The organism is Enterobacter sp. CFEC122 (genome assembly GCF_052983755.1).
Genome location: NZ_JBRIQR010000030.1, coordinates 29,988 through 55,432 on the forward strand (window position 1 = coordinate 29,988; position 25,445 = coordinate 55,432).

The window sequence follows — 25,445 nt, forward strand, 5'->3', positions numbered from 1 at the left end:
ATTACCCTCTTACTTAATCATCGCGGAGTATTGATGAGCGATTTGCAGCCTTTCCTTCCGACGCGCAAGCGCCCCATGAAACTCAATACGCTGGTCACGCTGATGGTGTGCGCGATTATCGGTTCAGTTCTGCTGGTGGTTTTTGCGCTCTATTCGGTGCAGATCACCCGCGCAACGCGCGATGATGTCAAAGACACCGCGCTCGGCATTGCCCGCACCCTCGCCGACAGCCCCGAGATCCAGCGCGGCCTCATGCAGGCACCGCAGGAGAACATTATTCAGCCCATCGCCCAGGCGGTGACGAAGCGAAACGATCTGCTGTTCACCGTGGTCACTGATATGCGCGGGATCCGCTACTCTCATCCGAATGAGGCGCTGCTCGGGCTACATTTTATCGGTGACGATTTAACGCCCGCGCTGGAAGGCAAAGAGAACGTATCGGTTAACCGGGGCGCGCTCGCCGAAGCGCTGCGCGTTTTTACGCCCGTCTACGACGCGCAGCACGAGCAGATTGGCGTGGTGGTCGTCGGAATCTCCCTCAATAAGGTTGAAGAGCAGATCGCTCGCGGGCGGCTCAACGCCGTCTGGACCATTTTGTTCAGTATTTTTATGAGTTCTATGGCGATTTGGGGTCTGGTGCGGGTTCTGAAGCGCATTCTGTTCGGGCTCGAACCCTACGAAATCTCCGCCCTGTTCGAACAGCGCCAGGCGATGCTGCAGTCGCTTCGCGAGGGTGTTCTGGCCGTTGATATACACGGGCGCGTGACGATGATTAATCAGACCGCCAGAGAAATATTGCTTCTCCCCTCCGGCAAGCAGACCGAAAACACCAGCGCGCCCCTGCTGGCCAGCCTGCGTGACGTCTCGAAGACGGGCGTCGCACGCCAGGATCAGGAGATCAGCTGCAACGGTCGGCTATTGCTGTGCAACATGGTCCCCGTGAAAAGTCAGGATCGGGTGATCGGCGCCATCACCACCTTCCGTGATAAAACGGAAGTCAGCCAGCTGATGCAGCGTCTGGACGGCATGGTTAACTACGTCGATGCCCTGCGCGCTCACACCCACGAGTTTATGAATAAACTGCATGTGATACTCGGCCTGCTGAATATTAAGCGCTACGACAAGCTGGAAGAGTACATTCTCCAGACGGCACATCATTACCAGACGGATATCGGTACGATACAGAGCAAGGTAAAATCCCCGGTGGTTGCCGGGTTCCTGTTGGGTAAAATCAACCGGGCGAAAGAAGCGGGCGTCACCCTGACGCTGGCGGATGAAAGCCAGATACCGGATACCGCAAGTGAAGAGCAGGTCGCGGTGCTGATCACCGCGCTGGGTAATCTCATTGAAAACGCGCTCGACGCGATGGAAGGACAGCAGGAGGGCGAGATCGGCCTGCTGCTGCATTATCAGAATGGCTGGCTCAGCTGTGAAGTCAGCGACGATGGCCCCGGCATTGATCCCACTCAGCTGGAGTCTATTTTTACAAAGGGCTTCTCAACAAAAGGTGAAAACCGCGGCGTTGGGCTGTTCCTTGCTCGCCAGCAGATTCAGAACCTTGGCGGCGATATCTCCGTCGAGTCTGAGCCCGGCGTATTTACCCAATTTTTTGTTCACATCCCCTGGGATAGCGAGAGGAAAATCGCGTGATAAATGTGTTAATTGTCGATGATGACGCCATGGTAGCCGACCTCAACCGTCTGTATGTCAACCGTGTTGAAGGCTTTAGCTGCTGCGGCGTCGCCTCCACGCTAAGCCAGGCCGAGGCCATCATTAATAACCCCAGCCAGCCCGTCGATCTGGTGCTGCTGGATGTCTATATGCAGCAGGATAACGGGCTGGATCTGCTGCCCGTGATTCGCGCATCCGGCCGCCCAATCGACGTGATCATGATCTCCTCGGCCGCCGACGCCGCGACGATCCAGACCTCCATCCATTACGGCGTGGTGGATTATCTGATTAAACCGTTCCAGTTCCCGCGCTTTGAAGAGGCGCTGAACGGCTGGAAGGCAAAGCACAGCCTGATGGGGTCGCACCAGTATTACGAGCAGGCGGACGTCGACCGCCTGATCCACGGCGGGGCGCCGGAACTGGCGGACAGCAAAAAGCTGCCGAAAGGGTTAACGCCGCAAACGCTGCGCACGATTTGCCAGTGGATTGACGCTCACCCGGAGACGGAGTTTTCCACCGACGATCTGGCAAACGCGGTCAATATTTCCCGCGTGTCCTGCCGCAAATACCTGATCTGGCTGGCACAAATCAATATTCTGTTCACCAGCATTCACTACGGCGCCACCGGGCGTCCGGTGTATCGCTACCGTCTCCAGCCGGAGCAAACGGGCCTGCTCAAGCAATACTGTCAGTAACGCGGTAGGTATCATCCAGCAGGGTAAAGCGGAAGTGGTGTGCTGAAGAGAACACCACTTCTTTTGTTTTGGTCACAAAGATGGGCTCAATGTCGGGGCGCGCACACAGTGCGGCACAGCCCTTCTCCACGCCCATGCCGTACATCAGCGTGGTCCAGATATCGCCGTCGATGGAATCTTTCGAAATGATGGTCACGCTGTCCAGTTCGTTGTCCAGCGGATATCCGGTGCGCGGATCAAGAATGTGGTGATAGCGTTTGCCGTCTTGTTCAAAATAGCGCTCGTAGGTTCCCGACGTGACGACGGACACGTTCTCAACGATCATCGTGCCAATCAGCGCATCTCCGGCGAACGGTTTTTTCAGCCCGACGCTCCAGCCCCCTTCCGGCGAGCCTAACGTCTGAATGTTGCCGCCGAGGTTAATCAGCCCCAGCTCCGCGCCCTCTTTATGCAGGTAATCCCGCACCCGGTCGGCGATATAGCCTTTGGCAATCGCCCCCAGATCGATCTCCATCCCCGCTCTGGTCAGAAACACGCTGCTGCTGGCCTCGTCAAGGAGAACATCCTCGGGCCGGGTTATCGCCAGCAGCGACGCGATTTCATCGGCAGGCGGAACGCTGTCCCCCTGAAAGCCAATCTTCCAGCGCTTCACCAGCGGACCGATCGCCAGATTAAAGGCGCTGTCCTTGAGCAAGCTTGCCGCTTTTGCACAGCGGATCAGATCAAACACCGGCCGACTGACGGTGACCGGATGCTGGCCCGCCGCATGGTTAATGTCCATCACCTGCGAGTGCGCGCGGTTGACGGTGAGCAGGTCTTCATACTGTTTGATCAGGCGAAACACGCGGGACGCGAGGGCTTCGTCATGGGAGAAGAGTTTCAGGAGGATGGGCGAGCCCATCAGAACGGCGGAGTAGCTGTAAACGCGATGGCTATCAGGCATGGCAGGAGTCCTCAGAAGTAGCCCCGGCAAGCTCCGCGCCGCCGGGGAAAATGCCGGATAGCGCTGCGCGTATCCGGCCTGGGAAGCAGGTGCCTTACATCTTTTTCGAACGCAGAGCCGCCTGATGTCCTGCAAGGGTACCAAAAATGATGATATCTGCCACTGCGTTACCGCCGATACGGTTGCCGCCGTGGATCCCGCCGACCACTTCACCGGCCGCAAACGCACCTGGCAGCACGTTGTGGTTGCTGTCCAGCACGCAGGTTTCGGTGTTGATGGTCACGCCGCCCATGGTGTGGTGCACGCCCGGTGAAATCTGAATGGCGTAGAATGGCCCTTCATTGATTGGCGCACGCAGCGCGGTGGTACGTCCAAAGTCGTCATCGTGCTGTTTTTCAACGAAACCGTTGTAACGTTCCAGGGTCGCCAGGAAAGCGTGGTAATCCATGCCGAGCGCTTCCGCCAGCGCTTTTGGCGAGCTGGCGCTGGTCACGAAGCCTTTAGCGATGTACTCATCCGCGGCTTTGTTTTTGGCGCGAACATGCTCGTCAAAGACGATGTATGCGTATTTCTCCGGCAGGGCGATGATTGACGCCGAGACTTTATCGCGGGTCGACATTTCGTTGTAGAAGCGTTCCCCTTTCTGATTGACCAGAATCGCCCCGCCGCCGCGGATGGATTCGGAAATCAGGTACGAGGTTTTCTGCTCAACGGTTGGGTGGATCTGGATCTCGCCCATATCAACCGTACCTGCCCCGATACGCTCCAGCAGCGCGATGCCGCCGCCGGTCGCCCCTTTGTGGTTGGTGGTAACGAACCCTTCCAGGTCAGGGCGGTATTTCACCACCATCTGGCTGTTAGCGCTGAAGCCGCCGGTAGCGACAATCACGCTTTTCGCTGCCACGGTGAGGGTTTCGTTCTCTTCGGTGGTCAGGCGCACGCCGGTCACTTCGCCGTTTTCGAAGAGGATGTCGCTGACGGAGGTATCCAGCATCACCTCGATGTTGCGTTTGTTGACGTTACGCACCAGGCCGCTGATCAGGTAGCCGCCGACCGCTGAGCCGTCTTTTGGACGGTGGGTACGGTCAATGCTCATCCCGCCGGTGGTGGTGATGTCGTTCAGCATGATGCCGCGGGTTGCCAGCCATTCAATCGCCTGCGGCGCGTTCTCAACGAAGCGGTGCAGCAGTTCCGGGTTGTTCTTGTTGCCGCCACCTTTCAGGCTTTCCTGGTAGAACAGCTCTTTGCTGTCCTGAATGCCCTTCACGCGCTGGAAGCGGGTTTCTGCGGCGTTCATCCCGGCAGAGGCTTTAATGGTGTTGCCACCGATGGTTGGCATTTTCTCAACAATCAGCACGCTCGCGCATTCGTCGTGCGCCTGAATCGCCGCCGCCAGACCGGCGCCGCCGCTGCCGACTACCACCACGTCCACGCTGCGGGTTTCGTTCGGGTCAACGCCCTCTTCCGCGGCCAGCGCTTTGCTGGATTTCAGCATCGCTTTAGAGACCGCTTTCTTCACCGCCTCGCTCTGGCTGGTTGCGCCGGTGATGGCATCCACGTGCGGGGTGTTGGCATCCAGAATGCGGGTGCGGATCTCTTCAAAGCTGGTGACAAACTCAACGTCTTCGCTCGGGCCAGAGGCCAGCTCGATGTCTGCAATGCGGTCCGTTTCCAGACTGACGTTAATCACCAGCTCGTTCGCGTCGTCCTGCACCTTCTCAGTAAACATGCCCGGTTTGAATTTCGATTCGCCCATGCTCATGTCGCGGATCATCGCTTCCACCAGCGAGAAGCGCCACAGCGGCTCAGGAATGTTCAGCGCCTCGCGCTGGGTGCTGTCCATAAACAGCTCCAGGTTTTCCCCGGCCGCGATGCGGTCGGTCCAGTCCGGGTAAGCGATGGTGGCACGGCCAACGGCAATCAGGTCGTAACCGTGGTCCAGCGCTTCATTGGCATCGGCGGCATTCACCACGCCGCCCACCCCCATCACCGGTACCTGAGCCAGCGTTTCAGAACGCATCGCGCAGTATTTTTCGATCAGCGGCGTCGGGTCCTGGGTGTCAACAATGGAAGGACGCAGGGTCGCGCCGACGGAGAAGTGGAGGTAGTCCACGCCGCGAGCCGCCAGTTTTTCCAGCAGGTACATGGTGTCTTCAAAGCGGATGCCCGGCACTTCAAGCTCTTCAGGAGAGAAGCGGTAGCCAATAATAAAGGCGTCGTCCGCGTACTGGCGCACCATTTTGTGGGTGATATCCAGTACTGCCAGCGGGAACTTCGCGCGGTTGTCGCGGCTGCCGCCCCACTCGTCATCGCGCTGGTTAGAGTTTGGCGAATAGAACTGCTGAATCAGATAGGTGTTTGCCCCGTGGATTTCCACGCCGTCGAAGCCGGCCTGGATGGCGCGGCGCACCGCTTCACCAAACTTGCCGATCATGCCTTCGACTTCTTCGCCAGTCAGTGCCACTGGCGTTGCTGCGCCCTCACGCGGCGCGGCAACAGCGCTTGGGCCAACCGGCGTACGGCCACCGATCAGTTTCGGGTCGACCATGCGGCCGCCGTGGTAGATCTGCAGCAGGGCTTTAGATCCTTTGGATTTGATCGCCTCCGCGATTTTCGCCAGCCCGGCAATTTTCTCGTCATTATCAATCCCGATCGCGCCCGGGAAGGCGAGACCGAGATCGTCGACGAAGCAGCACTCCACAATGATGGTGCCGATGCTTCCGGAACGGGCACGATAGTACTCCACCAGTTCGCTGGTGACGGTGCCGTCGTAATAGCCGGTGCAGGTGGTCATAGGGGCCATTAACAAACGGTTTTTCAGTTCAGTGCCATTCGGTAATGTGAAGGGGCTAAGAATACGTTCGTTAGTGCTCATAATTGAAACTCCAAACTTTTTAAAATTAAGAATTCGTTATCGGATTAATTTTTTAGTTCGTCGTTATTTGCCGATGTCATGATATTAATATAATGATTTTTTTACTTTCTAAAGTTATTACGTTAGTTAAAAAACTATTTAATCCCTGCAATAACACAATTAACACATTGGTGTTAGCAAATGTCGTTTAGCCATTCACAATAATTTAAAATTCGTTAAAGAATGATTGGTAAAACCACTTTTCCAAACAACTAAAAACACCAAACAAAACAAACACATATAAAATCACAGAAAATAAAAATGTTACAAAAATGATAAAATAAACCAATAAAAAAGGGAATACCCACATACGCCAGAGTGGTTATTAATAAAAGCATAAAAATAACGCTGCAATTCTATTTTTTTGATCACGATCAATAGTTATGGCATCCAAAAGCGCAATATAAAAACATCATCAATTTTTAATTTAGCGCCTCCATAAAAGCGTTAAATTGCTATTACTGAAAATAAAAAATCGCACCTTTAATAACTAAAAAAAGCAAAGAAACTTAAGAAAGTGATTTTGTTTTTCAGTACGACCGAATCTTTGACAACTTAAGACGTGAAACTATGAATACAAAAACTGCTGTAACGCCCCCTGTGGCGAACCAGGCATCAAATGGAAACGCAAAACGTCTGCTGATGATGGCACTGCCCGTCATCGTCGCCGTACTGCTGCTGTTTGTTCCGGTACCGGAAGGCCTGCCTCCTTACGCGTGGCACTATTTCGCTATCTTCGTTGGCGTGATCGTCGGTTTGATCTTCGAACCGCTGCCGGGCGCGGTGATCGGTCTCACCGGCGTGGTCGCCATTGCGCTGTGCAGCCAGTGGGTGCTGTTCAGCCCTGAACAGCTGGCTGATCCGAAATTCAAGCTGGCGGGCGCCTCCTTTAAATGGGCGGTGAGCGGGTTTGGTAACTCTACCGTCTGGCTAATTTTCGGTGCCTTTATGTTCGCCGCAGGCTATGACAAAACCCGCTTCGGCCGCCGTCTGGCGCTGATTCTGGTGAAATACCTCGGCCGTCGCAGCCTGACGCTCGGTTACGCGATTACGTTTGCTGACCTGCTGCTGGCACCGTTCACCCCGTCCAACACCGCGCGCAGCGGCGGGACCATCTACCCGATCATCGCTAACCTGCCGCCGCTGTACGGTTCAAAACCGAACGACCCAAGCGCGCGTAAGATTGGTTCGTATCTGATGTGGGTGGCGATCACCGCGGCCTGTATCACCAGCTCAATGTTCCTCTCCGCACTTGCGCCGAACCTGCTGGCCCTGGCGCTGGTGAAAAGTACGGTTGGAATCGATATCTCCTGGGGGACCTGGTTCCTCGCCTTCCTGCCGCTGGGTATCCTGCTGATTCTGACCATGCCGCTGCTGGCCTACTGGTTCTACCCACCAGAAGTGAAGGTAAACAACGAAGTGCCGCTGTGGGCGACCCGTGAGCTGGAAAAACTGGGCAAACTGTCCCGCAATGAAATCCTGCTGCTGGTGTTCGTGTGCTGTGCGCTGCTGATGTGGATCTTTGCCGCCGCGTGGATTGAACCGGCTATGGCTGCCCTGCTCATCGTCGGCCTGATGCTGTGGACCGGCGTGCTGGAGTGGAACGACATCACCGGTAATAAAGCCGCGTGGAACACCTTCGTCTGGTTCGCCACCCTGGTGGCGCTGGCGGATGGCCTCTCCTCTACCGGCTTTATCAGCTGGTTAGGTAAAGAAGGCGGTCTGCTGATGAGCGGTATCTCTCCGGGCGTAGCGACCATCGTGCTGCTGCTGGCGTTCTACCTGCTGCATTACCTGTTTGCCAGCACCACCGCGCACACCACGGCGCTGCTGCCAGCGATGCTGACCATCGCCTCCACTATCCCGGGCATGAATATGGAAGTGTTCGTTCTGCTGATGGTGACCTCGCTGGGCGTGATGGGGATCATCACCCCGTACGGCACTGGCCCAAGCCCGATCTACTACGGTAGCGGCTACCTGCCAACCAAAGACTACTGGCGCCTCGGCACCATCTTCGGTGCCATCTTCCTGGCGGCCCTGCTGCTGATTGGCTATCCGTGGATGTCCATGATGTTCTGATTCCTGACCGCCGGACTTCTCCTCCGGCGGTTTTATTTTTTTGGAGCAAGCTATGTCAAACAAACCGTTTTTTTATCAAAACCCCTTCCCACTGGCGCACGACGACACCGAATACTATCTGCTGACCAAAGAGCACGTTTCCGTTGCCGAGTTCGAAGGCCAGGAAGTGCTGAAAGTGGAGCCGGAAGCGCTGACCCTGCTGGCGCAGCAGGCCTTCCACGACGCCGCATTTATGCTGCGTCCTTCCCACCAGAAGCAGGTTGCCGCCATTCTTGACGACCCGGAAGCGAGCCAGAACGATAAGTACGTTGCCCTGCAGTTCCTGCGTAACTCTGAAATCGCCGCTAAAGGCGTGCTGCCAACCTGCCAGGATACCGGCACGGCGATCATCATGGGTAAAAAAGGCCAGCGCGTCTGGACCGGCGGCGGTGACGAAGCGGCCCTGAGTCAGGGGGTGTACAACACCTACATTGAAGACAACCTGCGCTACTCCCAGAACGCGGCGCTGGATATGTATAAAGAGGTGAACACCGGCACCAACCTGCCGGCGCAGATTGACCTCTACAGCGTGGACGGCGATGAGTACAAATTCCTGTGCATGGCAAAAGGCGGCGGCTCTGCCAACAAAACCTATCTCTACCAGGAAACCAAAGCGCTGATCACCCCGGCGAAGCTGAAAAACTATCTGGTTGAGAAGATGCGCACTCTCGGTACCGCGGCCTGCCCGCCGTACCATATCGCGTTCGTGATCGGCGGCACCTCGGCGGAAGCCACGTTGAAAACCGTGAAGCTGGCCTCCACGCGCTACTACGACGCGCTGCCAACGGAAGGTAACGAACACGGCCAGGCGTTCCGCGACGTTCAGCTCGAACAGGAGCTGCTCCAGGAAGCCCAGAACCTCGGCCTCGGCGCGCAGTTTGGCGGTAAATACTTCGCCCACGACATCCGCGTGATCCGCCTGCCGCGCCACGGCGCCTCCTGCCCTATCGGCATGGGGGTCTCCTGCTCCGCGGACCGCAACATCAAAGCGAAAATCAACCGCGACGGGATCTGGATTGAGAAGCTGGAGCACAACCCGGGCCAGTACATTCCTGAATCGCTGCGCCAGCAGGGCGAAGGCGACGTGGTCAGCATCAACCTGAACAAGCCGATGAATGAGATCCTGGCGCAGCTTTCCGCGCACCCGGTCTCTACCCGCCTGTCGCTGAACGGAACCATCATCGTGGCGCGCGACATCGCCCACGCGAAGCTGAAAGAGCTGATCGACAACGGCGAAGAACTGCCGCAGTACGTCAAAGATCATCCGATTTACTACGCGGGCCCGGCCAAAACGCCGGAAGGCTACGCGTCTGGCTCCCTCGGCCCAACCACGGCAGGGCGCATGGATTCGTATGTGGACTTACTGCAGTCCCACGGCGCGAGCATGATCATGCTGGCGAAAGGCAACCGCAGCCAGCAGGTGACGGACGCCTGCCATAAGCACGGCGGCTTCTACCTGGGCAGCATCGGCGGCCCGGCGGCGGTGCTGGCGCAAAACAGCATCAAGAGCCTGGAGTGCGTGGCGTATCCTGAGCTGGGCATGGAAGCTATCTGGAAGATCGAGGTCGAGAACTTCCCGGCGTTTATCCTGGTGGATGACAAAGGCAACGATTTCTTCCAGCAGATCCAGAACCCGCAGTGTAAAGGCTGTTCACAGCGCTGAGTGCTTCCATACGTCCGGCAAGAGCGACAGCGTTTCAGCGATTGTGCTGCGCTTGTCGCTCCCCGGCTTCCAGATGGTGACCATCGTCTGACCAATCCCCTGGCTGCCCACTTCGGTGTGCAGCCTTTTTACGTTTTGCCACTGCCCGGCGTGAAAATGCGTCGGTAAGAATCCCCAGCCGCAGCCGCGCTCCAGCAGACCGCGCAGCATCTCCGGCTCATTGGTAAAGAGGGTATGCCCGGAAATCTGCAGGCGGCGCGCCACCGGCTCGTCCGAGGCGGGGTGCATGACGAGCTGAGGTACCAGGGAGAGATCGAGCAGCGACAGAGGGGAAGCACTGTCCGCAAACAGCCCGCTGGCGGCATAAAAATCCATCTCGATGGCCCCCAGGGCACGCCACTCCATGTCGTTGCCCACGCTGCGGTTGCGCGCCTGGCAGATGGCCAGATCCGCGTCGTTATTCGCCAGCAGCCGTTCCGATTCATCCCGCGAGGCGCAGATAAGGCTGAGGCGGATTTTTCGCACCGCCATTTCAGCAATCACCCCGTGAAGAAAGGCTCTGGGCGTAAAAGGATCGTAGACCAGCGTCAGGTCCTGCGTCGCACCGTGCGGCACCTCTCTGGCAAACGCCTCAAAGGCTTTTACCTGCCGCATCAGGAGGTGCGCCTGGCGCTGAAGCTGTTCCCCTTCGGGCGTGAGCCGCAGGGTGCGGCCGTCGCGAATAAACAGCGCATAGCCCAACCCATCCTCAAGAAAATCAACCAGATCGCGAAGCGTCGTGCGGTCCTTCTTCAGCGCCACCGCGGCTTTACTGAGGCTCCCATTCTCGGCCACGGCGGTAAATGCCTCGAGCTGTGCAAAAGAGTAAATCAGTCCAGCCACGCTACGCTCCCTCTGTTTTTTAGGGGGATTTTCCCCCACTACGCGTTTTTTATTATAGCCCCGGGGTTTTTAAACTGAAGCCGTTCTTAACCTGTAAGAGACGGATATGAAAAACAGAAAAGTAAACCATGCCCTGCTGGCGGGCCTTGTCTTCAGCACCCTGATCTCCCCTGCGGCAGTGGCGGCCTGTAAAGGCACCGACCTCAGCGCCTGCCCTGCCCCCTTCGACACCACGCTGCCTGACACCCATAAGATGCTCACCTGGAGTCAGGCCGATCGCGTGGTGGGCTTTCGCAATGACTACCGCAACTACACCGGGGATGTTTTCCACCACGGTAACGCTGTGCCGCTGGAAATGTCGGACAAGCCGCTCACGGACGCACACTATCAGGTCAACGGCAGGCGCTACGGCCTTAAGGACTACCTCCAGCGGCAGAACGTCAGCGGCATGCTGGTGCTGAAGGACGGCAAAATCGCCTGGAAGTATCTTGGAGAGGGCAATACCGACTCGACGCTCTGGACCTCGCGCTCGGTTGGGAAATCGGTGGTATCGGCGCTGGTGGGCGTGGCCCTCAAAGAGGGAAAAATTCACTCGCTCGACGATCGGATCACGCGGTATGAACCCGACCTGAAAGGCACCGCGTGGGACGGCGTAACGCTTAAGCAGCTGATCACCCATACCTCCGGCGTGGCCTGGAACGAGGATTACACCAACCCTAAATCCGACTTCGCGCAGCTCACCGAGTGCGAGGCGAAGCCGGGTACCTATGACTGCGTGCGCAAGCTAGTGAAGGGGCTGCGCAGGGCGCACCCGGCCGGAGAGAGCTGGTCTTACTCTTCGGGCGGTGCCTGGCTGCTGGGTGACGTGCTGGAGCGGGCCACCGGCATGACGCTCGCAGCCTATCTGGAGAAAAGCATCTGGCAGCCATACGGCATGGCGAGCGACGGCGTGTGGCATGCCTACAGCAAAGGCCAGCACGACGTCGGCGCGCACGGCTTTAACGCCACGCTGGAGGACTGGGGACGCTTCGGGCAATTTATCCTGAACAACGGTACGTTACCGAACGGTAAGACCATCCTGCCGGAAAACTGGATCCGGCAGTCGTCAGACTGGACGAAGGCCAAAGGCTCGGTCTCAGACGGCCATCCCGAGGGGCTGTACGGCTACCAGTGGTGGAACAATGAAGTGCCCGCCAACGCCGCGGGCGTAGAGCCGACGGCACAGGATTCGCTGAAAGGTTCGCTCTGGGCGCTGGGCATTTTCGGACAGATGATCGTGGTGAACCCGAAGGAAAATCTGGTCATCGTCCAGTGGTCTACCTGGCCGCAGGCGGAACCGTCCTTCAGCGCCCAGCCGCTGGAAGCCTCTCTGATGTTTAGCGCGATTGCCAGGGCGCTGCGCTAAATGGCCTCCGCCGGGTAATGAAGCGGTTACCCGGCTCATTCTGAAACGCGCCTCTGCGCCACATCACAAAATCGCAATATCAGAGACTTACAGAATATTGGTGAATAAAAAGCCAACATTTTGTTAAGTTATTGTTGCCATTAATGGTATTTATTCGCCGGATTATATTCATGCAAGAAATGCATCAGTCGATGCGGCATTTGCGCTTATCTAATTCCTCATCCTGATCCAGTTTTCAGAAACAGACGCGTAAAACGTCAACAATAAACTGGAGATAACCATGTTTTCCTCAACCTCACCTGCAACCGTACGGTCGAAGGCGGGCGCGATACTTCGCGTCACGTCCGGCAACTTTCTTGAGCAATTCGATTTCTTTCTGTTCGGCTTCTATGCCACCTACATCGCCCACACGTTCTTCCCGGCGAGCAGTGAATTTGCGTCGCTGATGATGACCTTTGCCGTCTTCGGCGCGGGCTTTTTGATGCGTCCAATCGGCGCCATTGTGCTGGGGGCTTATATTGACAAGGTTGGCCGCCGCAAAGGGCTAATAGTGACGCTTTCCATTATGGCGGCAGGCACCTTCCTGATCGTGATGATCCCGTCTTATCAAAGTATTGGTCTCTGGGCGCCGCTGCTGGTGCTGACGGGCCGTCTGCTACAGGGCTTTTCCGCCGGCGCGGAGCTTGGGGGCGTGTCGGTCTATCTCGCGGAAATCGCCACGCCGGGCCGCAAGGGGTTTTACACCAGCTGGCAGTCCGGTAGCCAGCAGGTCGCCATTATGGTCGCCGCCGCAATGGGCTTTGCGCTGAACGCGCTGCTGGAAGAGAGCGCCATCCGCGAATGGGGCTGGCGCATCCCGTTCCTGTTCGGCTGTTTAATCGTGCCGTTTATCTTTTTCCTGCGCCGCAAGCTGGAGGAGACGGAAGAGTTCAGCGCGCGCCGCCATCACCTGGAGATGCGTCAGGTCTTTAAAACGCTGCTCGCGAACTGGCAGGTGGTGGTCGCGGGCATGCTGATGGTGGCGATGACCACCACGGCCTTTTATCTGATCACCGTTTATGCGCCCACCTTTGGCAAAAAGGTGCTGATGCTGAGCGCGTCAGACAGCCTGCTGGTCACGCTGCTGGTGGCGATCTCTAACTTCGTCTGGCTGCCGGTGGGTGGTGCCCTGTCGGAGCGTTTTGGCCGCAAGCCGGTGCTGATTGCCATGACCCTGCTGGCGCTGGCGACCAGCTACCCGGCCCTGACGCTGCTGGCGAACGCGCCCAGCTTCTCGATGATGCTGAGCGTGCTGCTGTGGCTCTCCTTCCTCTACGGCCTCTATAACGGCGCGATGATCCCGGCGCTGACGGAAATTATGCCTGCTGAAGTCCGCGTAGCAGGGTTCTCTCTGGCTTACAGCCTGGCAACGGCGGTGTTCGGTGGCTTTACCCCGGTGATGTCCACCGCGCTGATTGAATACACCGGTGACAAAGCCTCGCCGGGCTACTGGATGAGCTTCGCTGCGGTATGTGCCCTGCTGGCAACGCTCTACCTCTACCGCCGTCGTGCGATGTCGCTGCAAAATACCGTCAAGTCACAGGGGGCCGCATGAAACGCACGTCTCGCTATACCGCCAGCGCGCTGGTGCTGATGTTCCTGAGCGCGAGCGCCTGCGCGCAGGACGTGAAGGTCATGATTTCCGGCGGTTTCAAAGCCGCCCTGGAAAAGCTGGCGCCGGAGTATGAACGTCAGACCGGAGATAAAATTGTGGTCATCCCCGGCCCCTCAATGGGCAATACGCCGCAGGCGATCCCAAACCGGCTCGCGCGCGGCGAGAAGGCCGACGTGGTGATTATGGTGGGTGATGCGCTGGAGAAGCTCGAAAAGGCCAGCCAGACCCGGCCGGGTTCGCGAACGGAACTTGCGGACTCTCCCGTTGGCATGGTGGTAAAAAAAGGAGCGGATATACCGGATATCAGCAGCGACGCGAAACTGCGTGAAACGCTGCTGCAGGCCAGCTCCATCGCCTACTCTGATAGCGCCAGCGGCAGGTACGTCAGCCAGGGGCTGTTCAAAAAGCTGGGCATTGAAAAGGAGGTCGCCGATAAAGCGACAATGGTCGAGCGCATTCCGGTCGCGTCGGAAGTGGCTAAAGGAAAATACGCCGTCGGTTTCCAGCAGGTTAGCGAGCTGTTGCCGGTTCAGGGCGTCACCTTTGTCGGGAAAATCCCTGACAATGTGCAATACATCACGCGCTTCGCGGGTGCGGTCACTCGTCACGCTGAACATCCTGACGAGGGGAAAGCGCTGTTATCCTATCTCGCCTCACCGCCCTCACGCGCCGTCATCGAGAAGACGGGGATGATCCCCGTTACGTCCGGCGATACTGCTCGGTGATCTGCTTTTCCAGTTCAGCCGCAATGTAAGACTGGATGCGCCCCCGGCGCCGGATAAGCCCAACGGTGCGTTTCACTTCCGGCGCCACCAGCGGCAGATGCGTCAACAGCGTGTGCTCAGAGGTCGGCATTGACATGGCGGGAACGGCAGCGATGCCAATCCCCGCCTCTACCATACCGAGCATCGTGGTGACGTGACGCGTTTCGCAGACGCTGGGGCGCCCGGGAACTATATCCCCCAGCATCCGATCGAGCAGGTTACGGTTACCTGACGTTTTATCGAGGGAGATATAATCCTGCTGGTAAAACGCCTGCCACGTCAGGTGACTCTTCTGCGCCACGGGGTGATCCTTTCGGCACGCCGCGACGTAGACATCCTCCACCAGCGGGAAAAATTCGATTTCAGACGGCAGGTTTCCTGCGAAGCAGATGCCGAAATCCGCCTGGCTGCGGGCCACGGCGTCAATCACATTCCCCGCGCTGCTGTCGATGAGCTTGATGCGAACGCGCGGATAGCGGGACTGAAAACGCCGGATCACGTCGGGCATAAAGTAACAGGCCGCGGAAGGGACCGCGGCAACCGCGATCAGCCCCGTCCGCTCTTCGCTGGCCTTATCGACATCCGCCAGCATTGACTCCACGCTGTCGAGCAGCTGCGCGGAGCGCTCGGCAAAGTTTTGTCCGTAGAGCGTCAGCGCCACGCGGCGGGTGGTGCGATCGAACAGCCTGTTTCCCAGCGCGGCTTCCAGCTTTTCAATCCTGCGGCTCAGCGCCGACTGGGATAAGCAGATAGATTCAGCGGCGACACGGAAGTTACCGTATTCCACTAACGCTCTGAAAGCATAAAGATCGTTAAGGTCAAAATTCACGGGCATGGCGTCTGGATGTCCTGTCAGGGAATACGCAACAAAGTCAAAAATAATAGCGTCTTATTGACCTGCCGCAACCGGCCTGGCGTTGAAATGCCGATCAGAGGTCGTTGAGATGCAGGCGGACGTACCCGGCGCGGTCGGTAATGGCCTGCCGATCCTCTTCCGTCATGTCCGCAAGCTGTTTAAAGACAATGCCCAGGCGGGGATTGTTACCGAGACGCGCCTGATTGCGCGCAAAGAAGTCCCAGTAAAGGGCATTGAAGGGGCAGGCCTGCTCTCCGGTACGCTGGTTGTGCTGATACCGGCACCCCTGACAGTAATTACTCATCTTATGAATATATGACGCGCTTGAGACGTAGGGTTTACTGGCCAGCAACCCGCCATCGCCAAACTGGCTCATGCCGAGGGTATTGGGCAGTTCCACCCACTCAAAGGCGTCAATATAGACGCCCAGATACCATTCATGAACCGCCTGCGGCGACAGGCCGCTGAGCAGGCTAAAGTTTCCAATGACCATCAGGCGCTGGATATGGTGGGCGTAAGCCTCGGTGAGCGACTGCCCAACGGCATGCGCCAGGCAGCGCATCTGCGTCTTGCCCGTCCAGAACCAGTCCGGCAGCGGGGCGTGCTGGTCTAAGGCATTCAGTTCCCGATAGCCGGGCATCTGCGACCAGTAGATCCCGCGCACATACTCCCGCCAGCCGAGAATTTGCCGGATAAACCCTTCGACGGCAGGCAGCGGCGCGTGGCCCAAACGCCACGCCTGCTGGGCGGCAGCAACCACTTCCCGCGGATTAAGCATCTTTGTGTTCAGCGCAAATGAAATTAACGAATGGAAAAGAAAAGGTTCCTCCGTGTGCATCGCGTCCTGCCAGTTTCCAAACTGCGGGAGCACGTGCGTGATAAATTCATCCAGCCTGGCTTTGGCTTCAGAACGGTTGAGCGGCCAGCGAAAATTGTCGGCCTGCGGTTCGCCGAAGGTCTTTACGCCGCAGCGTTGGATCTCCGCCCATAAGGCGGAACGATCGTGGCAAGGACGCGCGTCCCCCGGCGCGGGAGGCTCGCCGGACCAGCGCTTGCGGTTTTCAGCATCGAAATTCCATTTCCCCCCTTCCGGCTCGCCTGCTGACGTCAACAGGACGCCGTGCCGACGGCGCATTTCCCGGTAAAAGTATTCCATTCGCCAGCTTTTGCGCGACGCAAAAAACGCGCTGACCTGTTCCCGAGTGGTGAAGAAATGCTCGCTGCTGACGCAGGCCGTTTCAACGGAGACCGTCTTCGCCCACGCCTGCAGCTGCGCATCAAGACGCCATTCGTCGGGCTCCTGCCATATCACCCTGCCCGCGCCGTAATGCGCGACAAGCGCGTTGAGATTGTCTTCCAGCGCGCCGCGGTTTGAGTCATCAGAGAGCCGGACATACCTCACCCGATGCCCCTTCTCCTTTAATGCAGAGGCAAACGCGCGCATGGCGGCGAAGATAGCGATAACTTTCTGGGCGTGATGAAGCACATAGGCGGTTTCTGCCCGGAGTTCCAGCATCACGTAAATGATGTTCGGACTGCAGGTATCAAACCAGCTGTGATGCGGATTAAGCTGATCGCCCAGGATCAGACGTAGCTCGGTCAACGGTGGCTCCTGCGACAGCGCTCAGAACAGTATTTAACCTCATTCCAGCATTTCGCCCATTTCTTGCGCCACGTCATGGGCCGCTGGCAGTGCACGCACAGTCGACTGGGCAGGTCCTGCTTGTTACCTTTGAAATCGCTCATCTTTTCAATACCGTACTGATTTATTCACGCCACCTGCGGATAAAGGCTACGACAGACTTCACAAAATGAAGGTGATGCCCGCAAACCGCTACCCACCGCTACGTACGAAATGATAGTTTATTCAGGCTGGATTTGTCGCAGCAGGCGATATTCTGGCATCTTAACCGAATCTGACTTTCCCATTTTTGTTCAAGTGACGAGTTTGCGAGCAAAGCGATGATAAAGTGGCCCTGGAAAACGAATGAGGCTGGCCGGGATGTGGCGCTGCCATGGGATGACGCCCTGACGATCCCTGTTCTGGCTAATCTAAACCCGGATGAACAATCGAAACTGGTTCAGCTGGCGGATCGTTTTTTACAGCAAAAGCGCCTGGTGCCGCTGCAGGGGTTTGAACTCGATCCCCTGAAAAACGCCCGCATCGCGCTGCTTTTCTGTCTGCCGGTGCTTGAACTCGGCATTGAGTGGCTGGACGGTTTCCACGAAGTGCTTATCTATCCTGCGCCGTTCGTGGTGGATGACGAATGGCAGGACGATATTGGGCTGGTGCATAACCAGCGCGTGGTGCAGTCCGGACAAAGCTGGCAGCAAGGGCCGATTATCCTCAACTGGCTCGATATTCAGGACTCGTTCGACGCCTCCGGTTTTAATCTGATTATCCATGAAGTGGCGCACAAGCTGGATACCCGCAACGGCGATCGCGCCAGCGGCGTCCCGCGGATCCCGCTTCGCGAAGTGGCGGGCTGGGAGCACGACCTGCACGCGGCGATGGATAACATCCAGGATGAAATAGACCTGGTGGGCGAAAGCGCGGCCAGCATTGACGCCTATGCGGCAACCGACCCGGCTGAGTGCTTTGCGGTGCTCTCCGAGTACTTCTTCAGCGCGCCCGAGCTCTTCGCGCCCCGTTTCCCGGCCCTCTGGCAACGTTTCTGCCAGTTTTATCAGCAGGATCCGCTACAGCGCCTGCGGCAGAATGAAGCGTCCGGCGGGCATTCGTCCCGCCAGGTCCATTAAGCTTTTTCAGCAGGGGTACGCTCGGTTGACCATACCCCTATGCTCAGGGCTAAAAACAGCAATGCCATTCCCCACGCGGCCACCGTTAAAGACTGCTCCCCGTAAAAGCGCGTCACGACCGGCACCATCAGCGCGCTGACGCCGTAGCCTAACGTGTGGCTGGTGGCGATGACGCCCGCCCCTTTCCCCGTGGTTAGCCGATCGTTCAGCAGCAGCTGGTAGCCCGGCGTGGCCATCGCCGCCCCGAGTGACGTGGTAACAATCCCCACGTAGAACAGCGCTAAACCGGCGACAGCCATCAGCCCAAGCCCGGCCACCATCAGCACCGCCGCGATGCAAAGCAATGTCACCGGGCTGAAATGCTGCGGGCGGACCACCAGAAACTGTGCCGCGAGCGTGGCCAGCGCGGCCAGGCTCAGCAGGAGCGCGACATGATGGCTGATCTCCCGGGCGTTACCGTCCAGCAACGGGCTAAGATGCGGTGACAGGCCAATCTGCATCAGGCTCACCAGCGCCGCCAGCAGCAGCGCCAGCAGCAGGAACGGCAGCATGGAGGCCTGCAGGCGGGTTGCCTGGTGGGCTACCGGCGGCAGCGGCGGGTCAGCGACTTCGCGAAGCACCAGCAGCAGGGCGATAAGCGGCGCAACCGCCATCAGCCAGAGCGGTGCCACCGGATTAACGCTGAGCATCAGCGCCGCCAGCGGCGGGCCGAGCAAACGCCCGCAGCTGAGGCCGGAGCTTATCGTCGCCAGCGCCGCCATTCTTTTCTCCAGCCCCGCACGCTGAATCGCCCACGTCTGGGCCGCAGGCACCAGCCCCGAGACCGTCAGCCCGTAGAGCAGGCGCGAGAAAATAAGCCCCGCCAGCCCCCAGACCGCATCCAGCCTTCCGGCCGCCATCCCCCAGACCACCAGGGACATCACGACGAAACTCGCCAGATAGCCGCTTAGCGAGGCTAGCATGACGGACTTACACCCCTTTCGCTCGCTCTGACGCCCCCACCAGGGCGAGGCCGGTAAAAAGAGCATGGATCCAAATATCAACAGCCCGGCCCAGACAGAGAGAGACAGCCCGGTCAGGGTGACCAGCTGCGGGAGCATCACCAGCAAGCCGTTTTGCCCGATGCCGAGTAACCCCGCAGATAGCGCCAGGGGCCAGTTAGCTTTTGAAGTGACGTTTTCCGTCAAGGTTTCAGAGTCAGCGCGCATAAGAATGTGAACATAGTGTCAATAAATGTGTGGAAATTATGAAGTTTATGAAAACAAATATTGCAAAAATGGTTGCGAGTGTAAACAGAATGAATATCATAACGAGAATTATTATCAATCATGGAATGAGGTACATCTATGCGTGCTCTGCTCCGCGCCGCCGGTACAGACGTTGCAGCCCAGTGCTTTTTAAACGCCCTGTTGCGTGAAACGAAGGACTGGCGCTATCTCCCCGCTACCGATGCGGATGCGCTATCTGAGATCCATATCCCGCTTTCCCAAACCCAGGCGCTTCGGGTGCCGGTACGCTATTTCTCACCCACCCAGCATCATCAGTACCGTTTCCCGGCAACGCGGATTCAGAGCAACAGCGACAGGGGTGACGCCGTCACTTTCCCTCAACTGGTTGATTTAATTCTTGAAAAACCGTCCGTAAAAGGCTCGCTGGATGCCGATACGCTGGCGCGTTTTAAGCAGCGCGTTCTCGAAAGCCATGCCCACACCTGGCAGGCGATTGATTTACGCCACAGTTGGGCAACCCTGCGCGATAAGCCGCTGACGTTTGCCGAAGCGGAACAGGCGCTGCTGGTCGGCCATGCGTTTCACCCGGCACCGAAGTCTCACGAGCCGTTCAACGAAGCCGAGGCGCGCCGCTATTTGCCCGATTTCGCCTCCCGCTTCCCGCTGCGCTGGTTTGCCGTTGAGAGCACGCTCGTTGCCGGCGACAGCCTGAACGTCTCCCTGCGTGAGCGTCTGCTGCGCTTTGCGGCCCAGAGCGCGCCCGAGCTGCTCGGCCACTTTACCGACACCCGCTGGCTGCTGCCGATGCACCCGTGGCAGGCCGACTATCTGCTGGAGCAGGACTGGTGCCAGCGTCTGGTGGAAAACGGTTCGTTGCAGGACCTGGGTGAAGCGGGCGCACAGTGGCTGCCCACCAGCTCCTCCCGCTCGCTGTACAGCGAGACCAACAGCGACATGATTAAGTTCTCCCTCAGCGTGCGCCTGACCAACTCCGTGCGCACGCTGTCGGTGAAAGAGGTGAAGCGCGGCATGCGCCTGGCGCGTCTGGCAAAAACGGAACGCTGGCAGGATTTACAGGCGCGCTACCCGACCATGCGCGTGATGCAGGAAGACGGCTGGGCGGGGCTGCGTGACGAAAGCGGCACTATTCAGGAAGAGAGCCTGATGGCCCTGCGCGTCAATCTGCTGTTCGATACGCCAGACACCCAGACCAACGTGCTGGTGAGCCTGACGCAGGCCGCGCCGGACGGCGGCGACAGCCTGCTCGCCGCGGCGGTGCGCCGTCTGAGCCTGCGTCTTGATTTACCGCTCGCCCAGGCCGCCCGCTGCTGGCTGGACGCCTACTGCGACCGCGTATTGCTTCCGCTGTTCAGCGCCGAGGCGGACTACGGTCTGGTCCTGCTGGCGCACCAGCAAAATATCCTCGTTGAGATGCAGCAGGATTTCCCGGTCGGGCTGATCTACCGCGACTGCCAGGGCAGCGCGTGGACCGAAGGCGCCGACGCGTGGCTGAAAGAGGCGGGCGAAACTGAGGTGGAAAACCGCTTTGGCGAGAGCCAGCTGCTGCGCTACTTCCCTTACTACCTGCTGCTGAACTCTACCCTTGCCGTCACCGCCGCCCTTGCCGCCGCCGGTTTCGACAGCGAGGAGAGCCTGATGTCCCGGGTGCGCGACGCGCTGGCAGACCTGCGCCGCACGGCGAAGCAGACCCGCTGCCTCGACTACGTGCTCGACAGCCCGACCTGGAACTGCAAAGGCAACTTCTTCTGCTACCTGCACGATCGCAATGAAAACACCATCGCCGATCCGGCGGTGATCTATTTCGACTTTAGCAACCCGTTCTACAAGGAGAAGGCGTGATGGCTATCGCGAATATCGTCCATTCCGGCTACGGCTTTCACTGCACCGCAACGGATCGCGCCCTGCCGCTGGCGTTGGGTCTCGACGGCAGCGCGGTGCTGGAGCGTCTGAAGGGGATCCCGGACGGCTGGCTGGTGGAAGCCCTGGATCAGCTGTTTGTGGCCGCCCCCGCGCTGACCGGCATTACGTTGCCGTGGGCGGACTGGCAGGATGAACCCCAGGCGCAGGCGCTGTTTGGCCTGGCCCACGGTGATTATCTGGCGCGCGACGCCTTCTGGCAGCTGCCGCTGTGGCTGAAGGGCGAACGCCCGCAGGCGAGCGGCGGAATGCAGTTTGACGAGAGCCGTCAACTGTACTTCCCGCTGCGCCCTCGCCGCCCGCAGGGTGAGGTGTATCGCCGTTACGATCCGCAAATTAAACGTACCCTCAGCTTCCGCGTGGCCGACGTGGCGCTGGACGGCGAGCGTTTTACCCGCTGGATGAATAACCCGCGCGTGAACGCCTTCTGGGAGATGGCGGGCCCGCAGGCCGAGCAGGAAAACTACCTGCGCCGTCAGCTCGACTCGCCCTACTGTTACCCGGTTATCGGCTGCTTCGACGATCAACCGTTTGGCTATTTTGAACTCTACTGGGCACCGGAAGACCGCATTGGCCGCCACTACCGCTGGCAGCCGTTTGACCGCGGGCTGCACATGCTGGTGGGGGAAGAGAACTGGCGCGGCGCGCAGTACATCCGCAGCTGGCTGCGCGGTCTGAGCCACTACCTGTATCTCGATGAACCGCGCACCACGCGCATCGTGGCCGAGCCGCGCTTCGACAACCAGCGCCTGTTCCGTCACCTTTCCTCTGCCGGTTTTGACACGGTGAAAGAGTTCGACTTCCCGCATAAACGCTCGCGCCTCATTATGAGCCAGCGTCACCGCTTCTTCAGCGAGGTGGGCCTGTGAACGCGCTCTGGGAAAAAGTGAACCGCGAGATGGTGGCGAAGATCCTCGCCGAGCTGGAATACGAGCGCACCCTGCGCGCCGAGCCGCTTTCGTCAGACGCCTGGCGCATCACCATGGGCAACGCGTCCTGGCAGTTTTGCGCCACGCGCGGGATCTGGGGCTGGCTGCATATCGACCCGGACAGCCTGACCACCGCCAGCGGTGCCGCCGTGGAGGCGGAGAGCGCGCTGCTGCAGCTGGCGACGGTGCTGGAGATGAGCGACGCGCAAACGGCGGAGCACATGGAAGATCTCTACGCCACGCTGCGCGGCGACATGCAGCTGCTGCAGGCGCGTGACGCGCTGGATGCGGACGCGCTGATCCACCTCGATCCGGACGAATTACAGTGTCTGATGCGCGGTCACCCGAAGTTTATTTTCAACAAAGGTCGCCGCGGCTGGGGGCTGGACGCGCTGCGCCAGTACGCGCCTGAGTACCGCGGACGTTTTCGTCTGCACTGGGTTGCCGTTCAGCGGGAGCATCTGGTCTGGAGCAGCGACGTCGATTGCGATATCAGCGCCCTGCTGGCGAGCGCCATGGACAACGCCGAGCGCGCCCGCTTTGACGCCCGCTGGCAGGCGCTGGGCCTCGACGAGAGCTGGCTGCCCGTGCCGCTGCACCCGTGGCAGTGGCAGCAGAAGATCGCCATTCATTTCCTGCCGCAGCTGGCGCGCGGTGAGATGGTTGAGCTGGGCGAGTTTGGCGATGAGTACCTGGCGCAGCAGTCTCTGCGCACGCTCACCAACGCCAGCCGTCGCGCGCCGTTTGACATCAAGCTTCCGCTGACGATCTACAACACCTCCTGCTATCGCGGTATTCCGGGCAAATACATTGCCGCCGGGCCGCTGGCCTCGCGCTGGTTGCAGCAGCAGTTTGTCGCCGACGCTACGCTTGCCCGCTCTGGCGCACAGGTGCTTGGCGAACCCGCCGCCGGATATCTGTCGCATCCGGGCTATGCGGCGCTGCCGAAAGCGCCGTATCGCTATCAGGAGATGCTGGGGGTGATCTGGCGCGAGAACCCGTCCTGCTATCTGCAGGAGGGCGAACAGGCGGTGCTGCTGGCGGCGCTAATGGAAACCGACAACGCCGGACGCCCGCTGATTGACGCGTGGATCAACCGTTCCGGGCTAAGCGCCGACGCGTGGCTGGAAAAGCTGTTTGAGGCAACGGTGATCCCGTTCTATCACCTGCTCTGCCGCTACGGCGTGGCGCTGATCGCCCACGGCCAGAACGTGACGCTGGTGATGAAAGATTACGTTCCACAGCGCATCCTGCTGAAGGATTTCCAGGGCGATATGCGCCTGGTGGATGAAGATTTCCCGCAGGCGGAAAGCCTGCCGAAACAGGTGAAGGCCGTCACGGCGCGCCTGAGCGCGGATTACATCATCCATGACCTGCAAACCGGCAACTTCGTGACGGTGCTGCGTTTTATCTCACGCCTCACGCTGCAAAGCGGCGTCAGCGAAACGCGTTTCTATCAGATCCTCGCCGGGGTTCTGCACCGCTATATGGCCGCGCACCCCGAGCTTGCCGACCGCTTCGCGAAGTTCGACCTGTTCAAGCCGCAAATTATTCGGGTGATCCTCAACCCGGTCAAACTGACCTTCTCCGAACACGACGGCGGCAGCCGCATGCTGCCGAACTACGTCACCGACCTTGATAACCCTCTTTTTCTGGCCTCCCGGGAGTCCGCGCAATGAAAACCTATGATTTCATCGGCATTGGTATCGGCCCGTTTAACCTTAGCATCGCCGCCCTCGCAGAAGGGCTGGACGGCTTTAGCTCGCTGTTTCTTGAGCGCAAACCGCACTTTTCCTGGCACCCGGGGATGATGGTGCCGGACTGCCACATGCAAACCAGCTTCCTGAAGGATCTGGTCAGCGCCGTGGAGCCGACCAACCGCCACAGCTTCCTGAACTACCTGGTGCAGCGTAAAAAGTTCTACCGCTTCCTGACCACCGAGCAGCGCACCGTCTCCCGCGAGGAGTTTGCGGACTACCTGTGCTGGGCGGCGGACAACCTCACCAACCTCGCCTTCAGCCAGCAGGTACAACAGGTGAGCTTTGATGAGAAAAGCGGCCTGTTTGAGGTAGTGACCCAGCGCGATCGCTTCCTGGCGCGCCACGTCTGCGTGGGGATCGGTAAGCAGATTAACCTGCCGGACTGCGTCACGACGCAGGACGATAGCTGCTTCCATGCCAGCGAGATGATGCTGCGCACGCCGGATCTCGCGGGCAAGCGCGTTACCATCGTCGGCGGCGGCCAGAGCGGTGCCGACCTGTTCCTGAATATTTTCCGTGGCGAATGGGGCCAGCCGCTGAGCCTGAACTGGGTCTCGCGCCGCAACAACTACAACGCGCTGGATGAAGCCGCCTTTGCTAACGAGTATTTCACGCCGGAGTACGTGGACAGCTTCTCCACGCTCGGTGAAGAGGCGCGTCGTCAGATGCTGCACGAGCAGAAGATGACCTCCGACGGCATCACCACCGAGTCCCTGCTGGCGATTTACCGCGCCATGTACCACCGCTTTGAAGTGCTGCGTGAAAAACCCTGGGCGCACCTGATGCCGTCCCGCTCGGTGACGGCCCTGACGCGCCTGGAAAACGGACAGCGTCTGAGCATACAGCATCACCTCGACGGCGGCCGTGAGCAGCTGGAGAGTGACGTTGTGATCTTCGCCACCGGCTATCGCGCCGTGCAGCCTGCGTTCCTGGCGCCGCTGTCTCACCGCCTGCATCTGGATACGGACGAAGCCTTCTGCATCAACAACGATTTCACCCTCGAATGGGACGGCCCGCAGAGTAACCGCCTGTTTGCCGTGAATGCCGGGATGCACCGTCTCGGCATTGCCGAACCCCAGCTCAGCCTGATGGCCTGGCGCGCGGCGCGAATTCTGAATCGCGCGCACGCCGACGAGCCGTTTGAGCTGGCTACCACCCCCGGCGTTATCCACTGGCGAAGCACCACCAGCCCGGAGAACAGCCAGGTTTTTAAATCATTAGCAAAAACCTCCGAGTACTGACACACACAATCAGGGTCAACATA

General features: G+C 58.9%; 19 protein-coding genes. 12 read left to right on the top strand and 7 right to left on the bottom strand.

Annotation, left to right across the window (positions count from 1 at the left end; translation table 11 throughout):
- Positions 1 to 33: 33 nt before the first annotated feature.
- Both ACVCAM_RS18885 and dcuR read left to right on the top strand, forming a co-directional pair.
- Positions 34 to 1,650 carry a sensor histidine kinase gene (locus tag ACVCAM_RS18885; protein WP_023293867.1) on the top strand — a complete coding sequence of 539 codons (1,617 nt, stop codon included), beginning with the start codon at positions 34 to 36 and terminating at the stop codon, positions 1,648 to 1,650.
- Positions 1,647 to 2,366, top strand: coding sequence for a two-component system response regulator DcuR (gene dcuR / locus ACVCAM_RS18890; protein ID WP_008500296.1), 720 nt, complete (start codon positions 1,647 to 1,649; stop codon positions 2,364 to 2,366). The genes ACVCAM_RS18885 and dcuR overlap by 4 nt, the downstream gene beginning before the upstream one ends.
- On the opposite strand, the gene ACVCAM_RS18895 is transcribed toward dcuR, so the two are convergent.
- Both ACVCAM_RS18895 and ACVCAM_RS18900 read right to left on the bottom strand, forming a co-directional pair.
- Entirely contained in the window at positions 2,347 to 3,309 is a 963-nt protein-coding gene (locus ACVCAM_RS18895; protein WP_407223497.1) for an FAD:protein FMN transferase, read from the bottom strand. The genes dcuR and ACVCAM_RS18895 overlap by 20 nt on opposite strands.
- A 94-nt stretch (positions 3,310 to 3,403) precedes the next feature.
- Positions 3,404 to 6,184, bottom strand: a complete 2,781-nt coding sequence (locus ACVCAM_RS18900) for a flavocytochrome c (protein WP_407223498.1) — start codon at positions 6,182 to 6,184, stop codon at positions 3,404 to 3,406.
- Positions 6,185 to 6,793: 609 nt separating this feature from the next.
- Between ACVCAM_RS18900 and ACVCAM_RS18905 the strand changes: the two genes are divergently transcribed.
- Both ACVCAM_RS18905 and fumA read left to right on the top strand, forming a co-directional pair.
- Positions 6,794 to 8,302 (top strand): anion permease, encoded by a 1,509-nt coding sequence (locus ACVCAM_RS18905; RefSeq protein ID WP_023325580.1) that lies wholly within the window; start codon positions 6,794 to 6,796, stop codon positions 8,300 to 8,302.
- A 52-nt stretch (positions 8,303 to 8,354) separates the two neighbouring features.
- The gene (gene fumA / locus ACVCAM_RS18910) at positions 8,355 to 10,004 is read left to right on the top strand and encodes a class I fumarate hydratase FumA (RefSeq protein WP_025913337.1); all 1,650 of its coding nucleotides are present in this window, start codon (positions 8,355 to 8,357) and stop codon (positions 10,002 to 10,004) included.
- Here fumA and ACVCAM_RS18915 read toward each other — a convergent pair.
- A complete protein-coding gene (locus ACVCAM_RS18915; RefSeq protein WP_008500290.1) occupies positions 9,993 to 10,886 on the bottom strand; it encodes a LysR family transcriptional regulator in 894 nt (297 codons plus the stop codon). The two genes, fumA and ACVCAM_RS18915, sit on opposite strands and share 12 nt — an antisense overlap.
- 106 nt (positions 10,887 to 10,992) lie before the next feature.
- Here ACVCAM_RS18915 and ACVCAM_RS18920 point away from each other — a divergent pair, with 106 nt between their 5' ends.
- From ACVCAM_RS18920 to ACVCAM_RS18930, 3 genes are all read left to right on the top strand, one after another.
- On the top strand, positions 10,993 to 12,291 hold the full coding sequence (locus tag ACVCAM_RS18920) for a serine hydrolase domain-containing protein (protein ID WP_025913335.1): 1,299 nt from the start codon (positions 10,993 to 10,995) through the stop codon (positions 12,289 to 12,291).
- Positions 12,292 to 12,571: 280 nt separating this feature from the next.
- Positions 12,572 to 13,885 carry an MFS transporter gene (tcuC, locus tag ACVCAM_RS18925; RefSeq protein ID WP_407223499.1) on the top strand — a complete coding sequence of 438 codons (1,314 nt, stop codon included), beginning with the start codon at positions 12,572 to 12,574 and terminating at the stop codon, positions 13,883 to 13,885.
- Positions 13,882 to 14,670, top strand: coding sequence for a substrate-binding domain-containing protein (locus ACVCAM_RS18930; RefSeq protein WP_025913332.1), 789 nt, complete (start codon positions 13,882 to 13,884; stop codon positions 14,668 to 14,670). The genes tcuC and ACVCAM_RS18930 overlap by 4 nt, the downstream gene beginning before the upstream one ends.
- Here the strand turns inward: ACVCAM_RS18930 and ACVCAM_RS18935 are convergent.
- The 3 genes from ACVCAM_RS18935 to ACVCAM_RS18945 all read right to left on the bottom strand — a co-directional run bounded on the left by ACVCAM_RS18935 (position 14,645) and on the right by ACVCAM_RS18945 (position 17,311).
- Entirely contained in the window at positions 14,645 to 15,544 is a 900-nt protein-coding gene (locus ACVCAM_RS18935) for a LysR family transcriptional regulator (RefSeq protein WP_025913330.1), read from the bottom strand. The two genes, ACVCAM_RS18930 and ACVCAM_RS18935, sit on opposite strands and share 26 nt — an antisense overlap.
- A gap of 94 nt (positions 15,545 to 15,638) precedes the next feature.
- Positions 15,639 to 17,168, bottom strand: coding sequence for a cryptochrome/photolyase family protein (locus tag ACVCAM_RS18940; protein ID WP_155267978.1), 1,530 nt, complete (start codon positions 17,166 to 17,168; stop codon positions 15,639 to 15,641).
- A complete protein-coding gene (locus tag ACVCAM_RS18945) occupies positions 17,165 to 17,311 on the bottom strand; it encodes a DUF2256 domain-containing protein (RefSeq protein WP_071530926.1) in 147 nt (48 codons plus the stop codon). Before ACVCAM_RS18945 ends, ACVCAM_RS18940 begins: the two co-directional genes overlap by 4 nt.
- A gap of 216 nt (positions 17,312 to 17,527) precedes the next feature.
- Between ACVCAM_RS18945 and mtfA the strand changes: the two genes are divergently transcribed.
- Complete coding sequence (mtfA, locus tag ACVCAM_RS18950) at positions 17,528 to 18,325, top strand: DgsA anti-repressor MtfA (protein ID WP_023325586.1); 798 nt, start codon at positions 17,528 to 17,530, stop codon at positions 18,323 to 18,325.
- On the opposite strand, the gene ACVCAM_RS18955 is transcribed toward mtfA, so the two are convergent.
- Positions 18,322 to 19,533 (bottom strand): MFS transporter, encoded by a 1,212-nt coding sequence (locus ACVCAM_RS18955; RefSeq protein ID WP_025913328.1) that lies wholly within the window; start codon positions 19,531 to 19,533, stop codon positions 18,322 to 18,324. The two genes, mtfA and ACVCAM_RS18955, sit on opposite strands and share 4 nt — an antisense overlap.
- Before the next feature lie 138 nt (positions 19,534 to 19,671).
- Here ACVCAM_RS18955 and ACVCAM_RS18960 point away from each other — a divergent pair, with 138 nt between their 5' ends.
- The 4 genes from ACVCAM_RS18960 to ACVCAM_RS18975 are packed head-to-tail and all read left to right on the top strand — an operon-like array spanning position 19,672 to position 25,422.
- Positions 19,672 to 21,414 (top strand): IucA/IucC family protein, encoded by a 1,743-nt coding sequence (locus ACVCAM_RS18960; RefSeq protein ID WP_407223500.1) that lies wholly within the window; start codon positions 19,672 to 19,674, stop codon positions 21,412 to 21,414.
- Positions 21,414 to 22,361 (top strand): GNAT family N-acetyltransferase, encoded by a 948-nt coding sequence (locus ACVCAM_RS18965; RefSeq protein WP_407223501.1) that lies wholly within the window; start codon positions 21,414 to 21,416, stop codon positions 22,359 to 22,361. Before ACVCAM_RS18960 ends, ACVCAM_RS18965 begins: the two co-directional genes overlap by 1 nt.
- The gene (gene iucC, locus ACVCAM_RS18970; RefSeq protein WP_348581459.1) at positions 22,358 to 24,100 is read left to right on the top strand and encodes an aerobactin synthase IucC; all 1,743 of its coding nucleotides are present in this window, start codon (positions 22,358 to 22,360) and stop codon (positions 24,098 to 24,100) included. The genes ACVCAM_RS18965 and iucC overlap by 4 nt, the downstream gene beginning before the upstream one ends.
- Entirely contained in the window at positions 24,097 to 25,422 is a 1,326-nt protein-coding gene (locus tag ACVCAM_RS18975) for a lysine N(6)-hydroxylase/L-ornithine N(5)-oxygenase family protein (protein WP_126306197.1), read from the top strand. Before iucC ends, ACVCAM_RS18975 begins: the two co-directional genes overlap by 4 nt.
- The last annotated feature ends 23 nt before the right edge of the window (positions 25,423 to 25,445 follow it).

Bases quoted from the DNA above. Each gene is read 5' to 3' on its own strand.
- tcuC (WP_407223499.1), top strand. From the start codon at position 12,572: ATGTTTTCCTCAACCTCACCTGCAACCGTACGGTCGAAGGCGGGCGCG.
- ACVCAM_RS18945 (WP_071530926.1), bottom strand. From the start codon at position 17,311: ATGAGCGATTTCAAAGGTAACAAGCAGGACCTGCCCAGTCGACTGTGC.
- ACVCAM_RS18905 (WP_023325580.1), top strand. From the start codon at position 6,794: ATGAATACAAAAACTGCTGTAACGCCCCCTGTGGCGAACCAGGCATCA.
- mtfA (WP_023325586.1), top strand. From the start codon at position 17,528: ATGATAAAGTGGCCCTGGAAAACGAATGAGGCTGGCCGGGATGTGGCG.
- ACVCAM_RS18935 (WP_025913330.1), bottom strand. From the start codon at position 15,544: ATGCCCGTGAATTTTGACCTTAACGATCTTTATGCTTTCAGAGCGTTA.
- ACVCAM_RS18895 (WP_407223497.1), bottom strand. From the start codon at position 3,309: ATGCCTGATAGCCATCGCGTTTACAGCTACTCCGCCGTTCTGATGGGC.
- ACVCAM_RS18965 (WP_407223501.1), top strand. From the start codon at position 21,414: ATGGCTATCGCGAATATCGTCCATTCCGGCTACGGCTTTCACTGCACC.
- ACVCAM_RS18960 (WP_407223500.1), top strand. From the start codon at position 19,672: ATGCGTGCTCTGCTCCGCGCCGCCGGTACAGACGTTGCAGCCCAGTGC.
- ACVCAM_RS18885 (WP_023293867.1), top strand. From the start codon at position 34: ATGAGCGATTTGCAGCCTTTCCTTCCGACGCGCAAGCGCCCCATGAAA.
- ACVCAM_RS18920 (WP_025913335.1), top strand. From the start codon at position 10,993: ATGAAAAACAGAAAAGTAAACCATGCCCTGCTGGCGGGCCTTGTCTTC.
- ACVCAM_RS18900 (WP_407223498.1), bottom strand. From the start codon at position 6,184: ATGAGCACTAACGAACGTATTCTTAGCCCCTTCACATTACCGAATGGC.
- ACVCAM_RS18975 (WP_126306197.1), top strand. From the start codon at position 24,097: ATGAAAACCTATGATTTCATCGGCATTGGTATCGGCCCGTTTAACCTT.
- ACVCAM_RS18955 (WP_025913328.1), bottom strand. From the start codon at position 19,533: ATGCGCGCTGACTCTGAAACCTTGACGGAAAACGTCACTTCAAAAGCT.
- ACVCAM_RS18930 (WP_025913332.1), top strand. From the start codon at position 13,882: ATGAAACGCACGTCTCGCTATACCGCCAGCGCGCTGGTGCTGATGTTC.
- fumA (WP_025913337.1), top strand. From the start codon at position 8,355: ATGTCAAACAAACCGTTTTTTTATCAAAACCCCTTCCCACTGGCGCAC.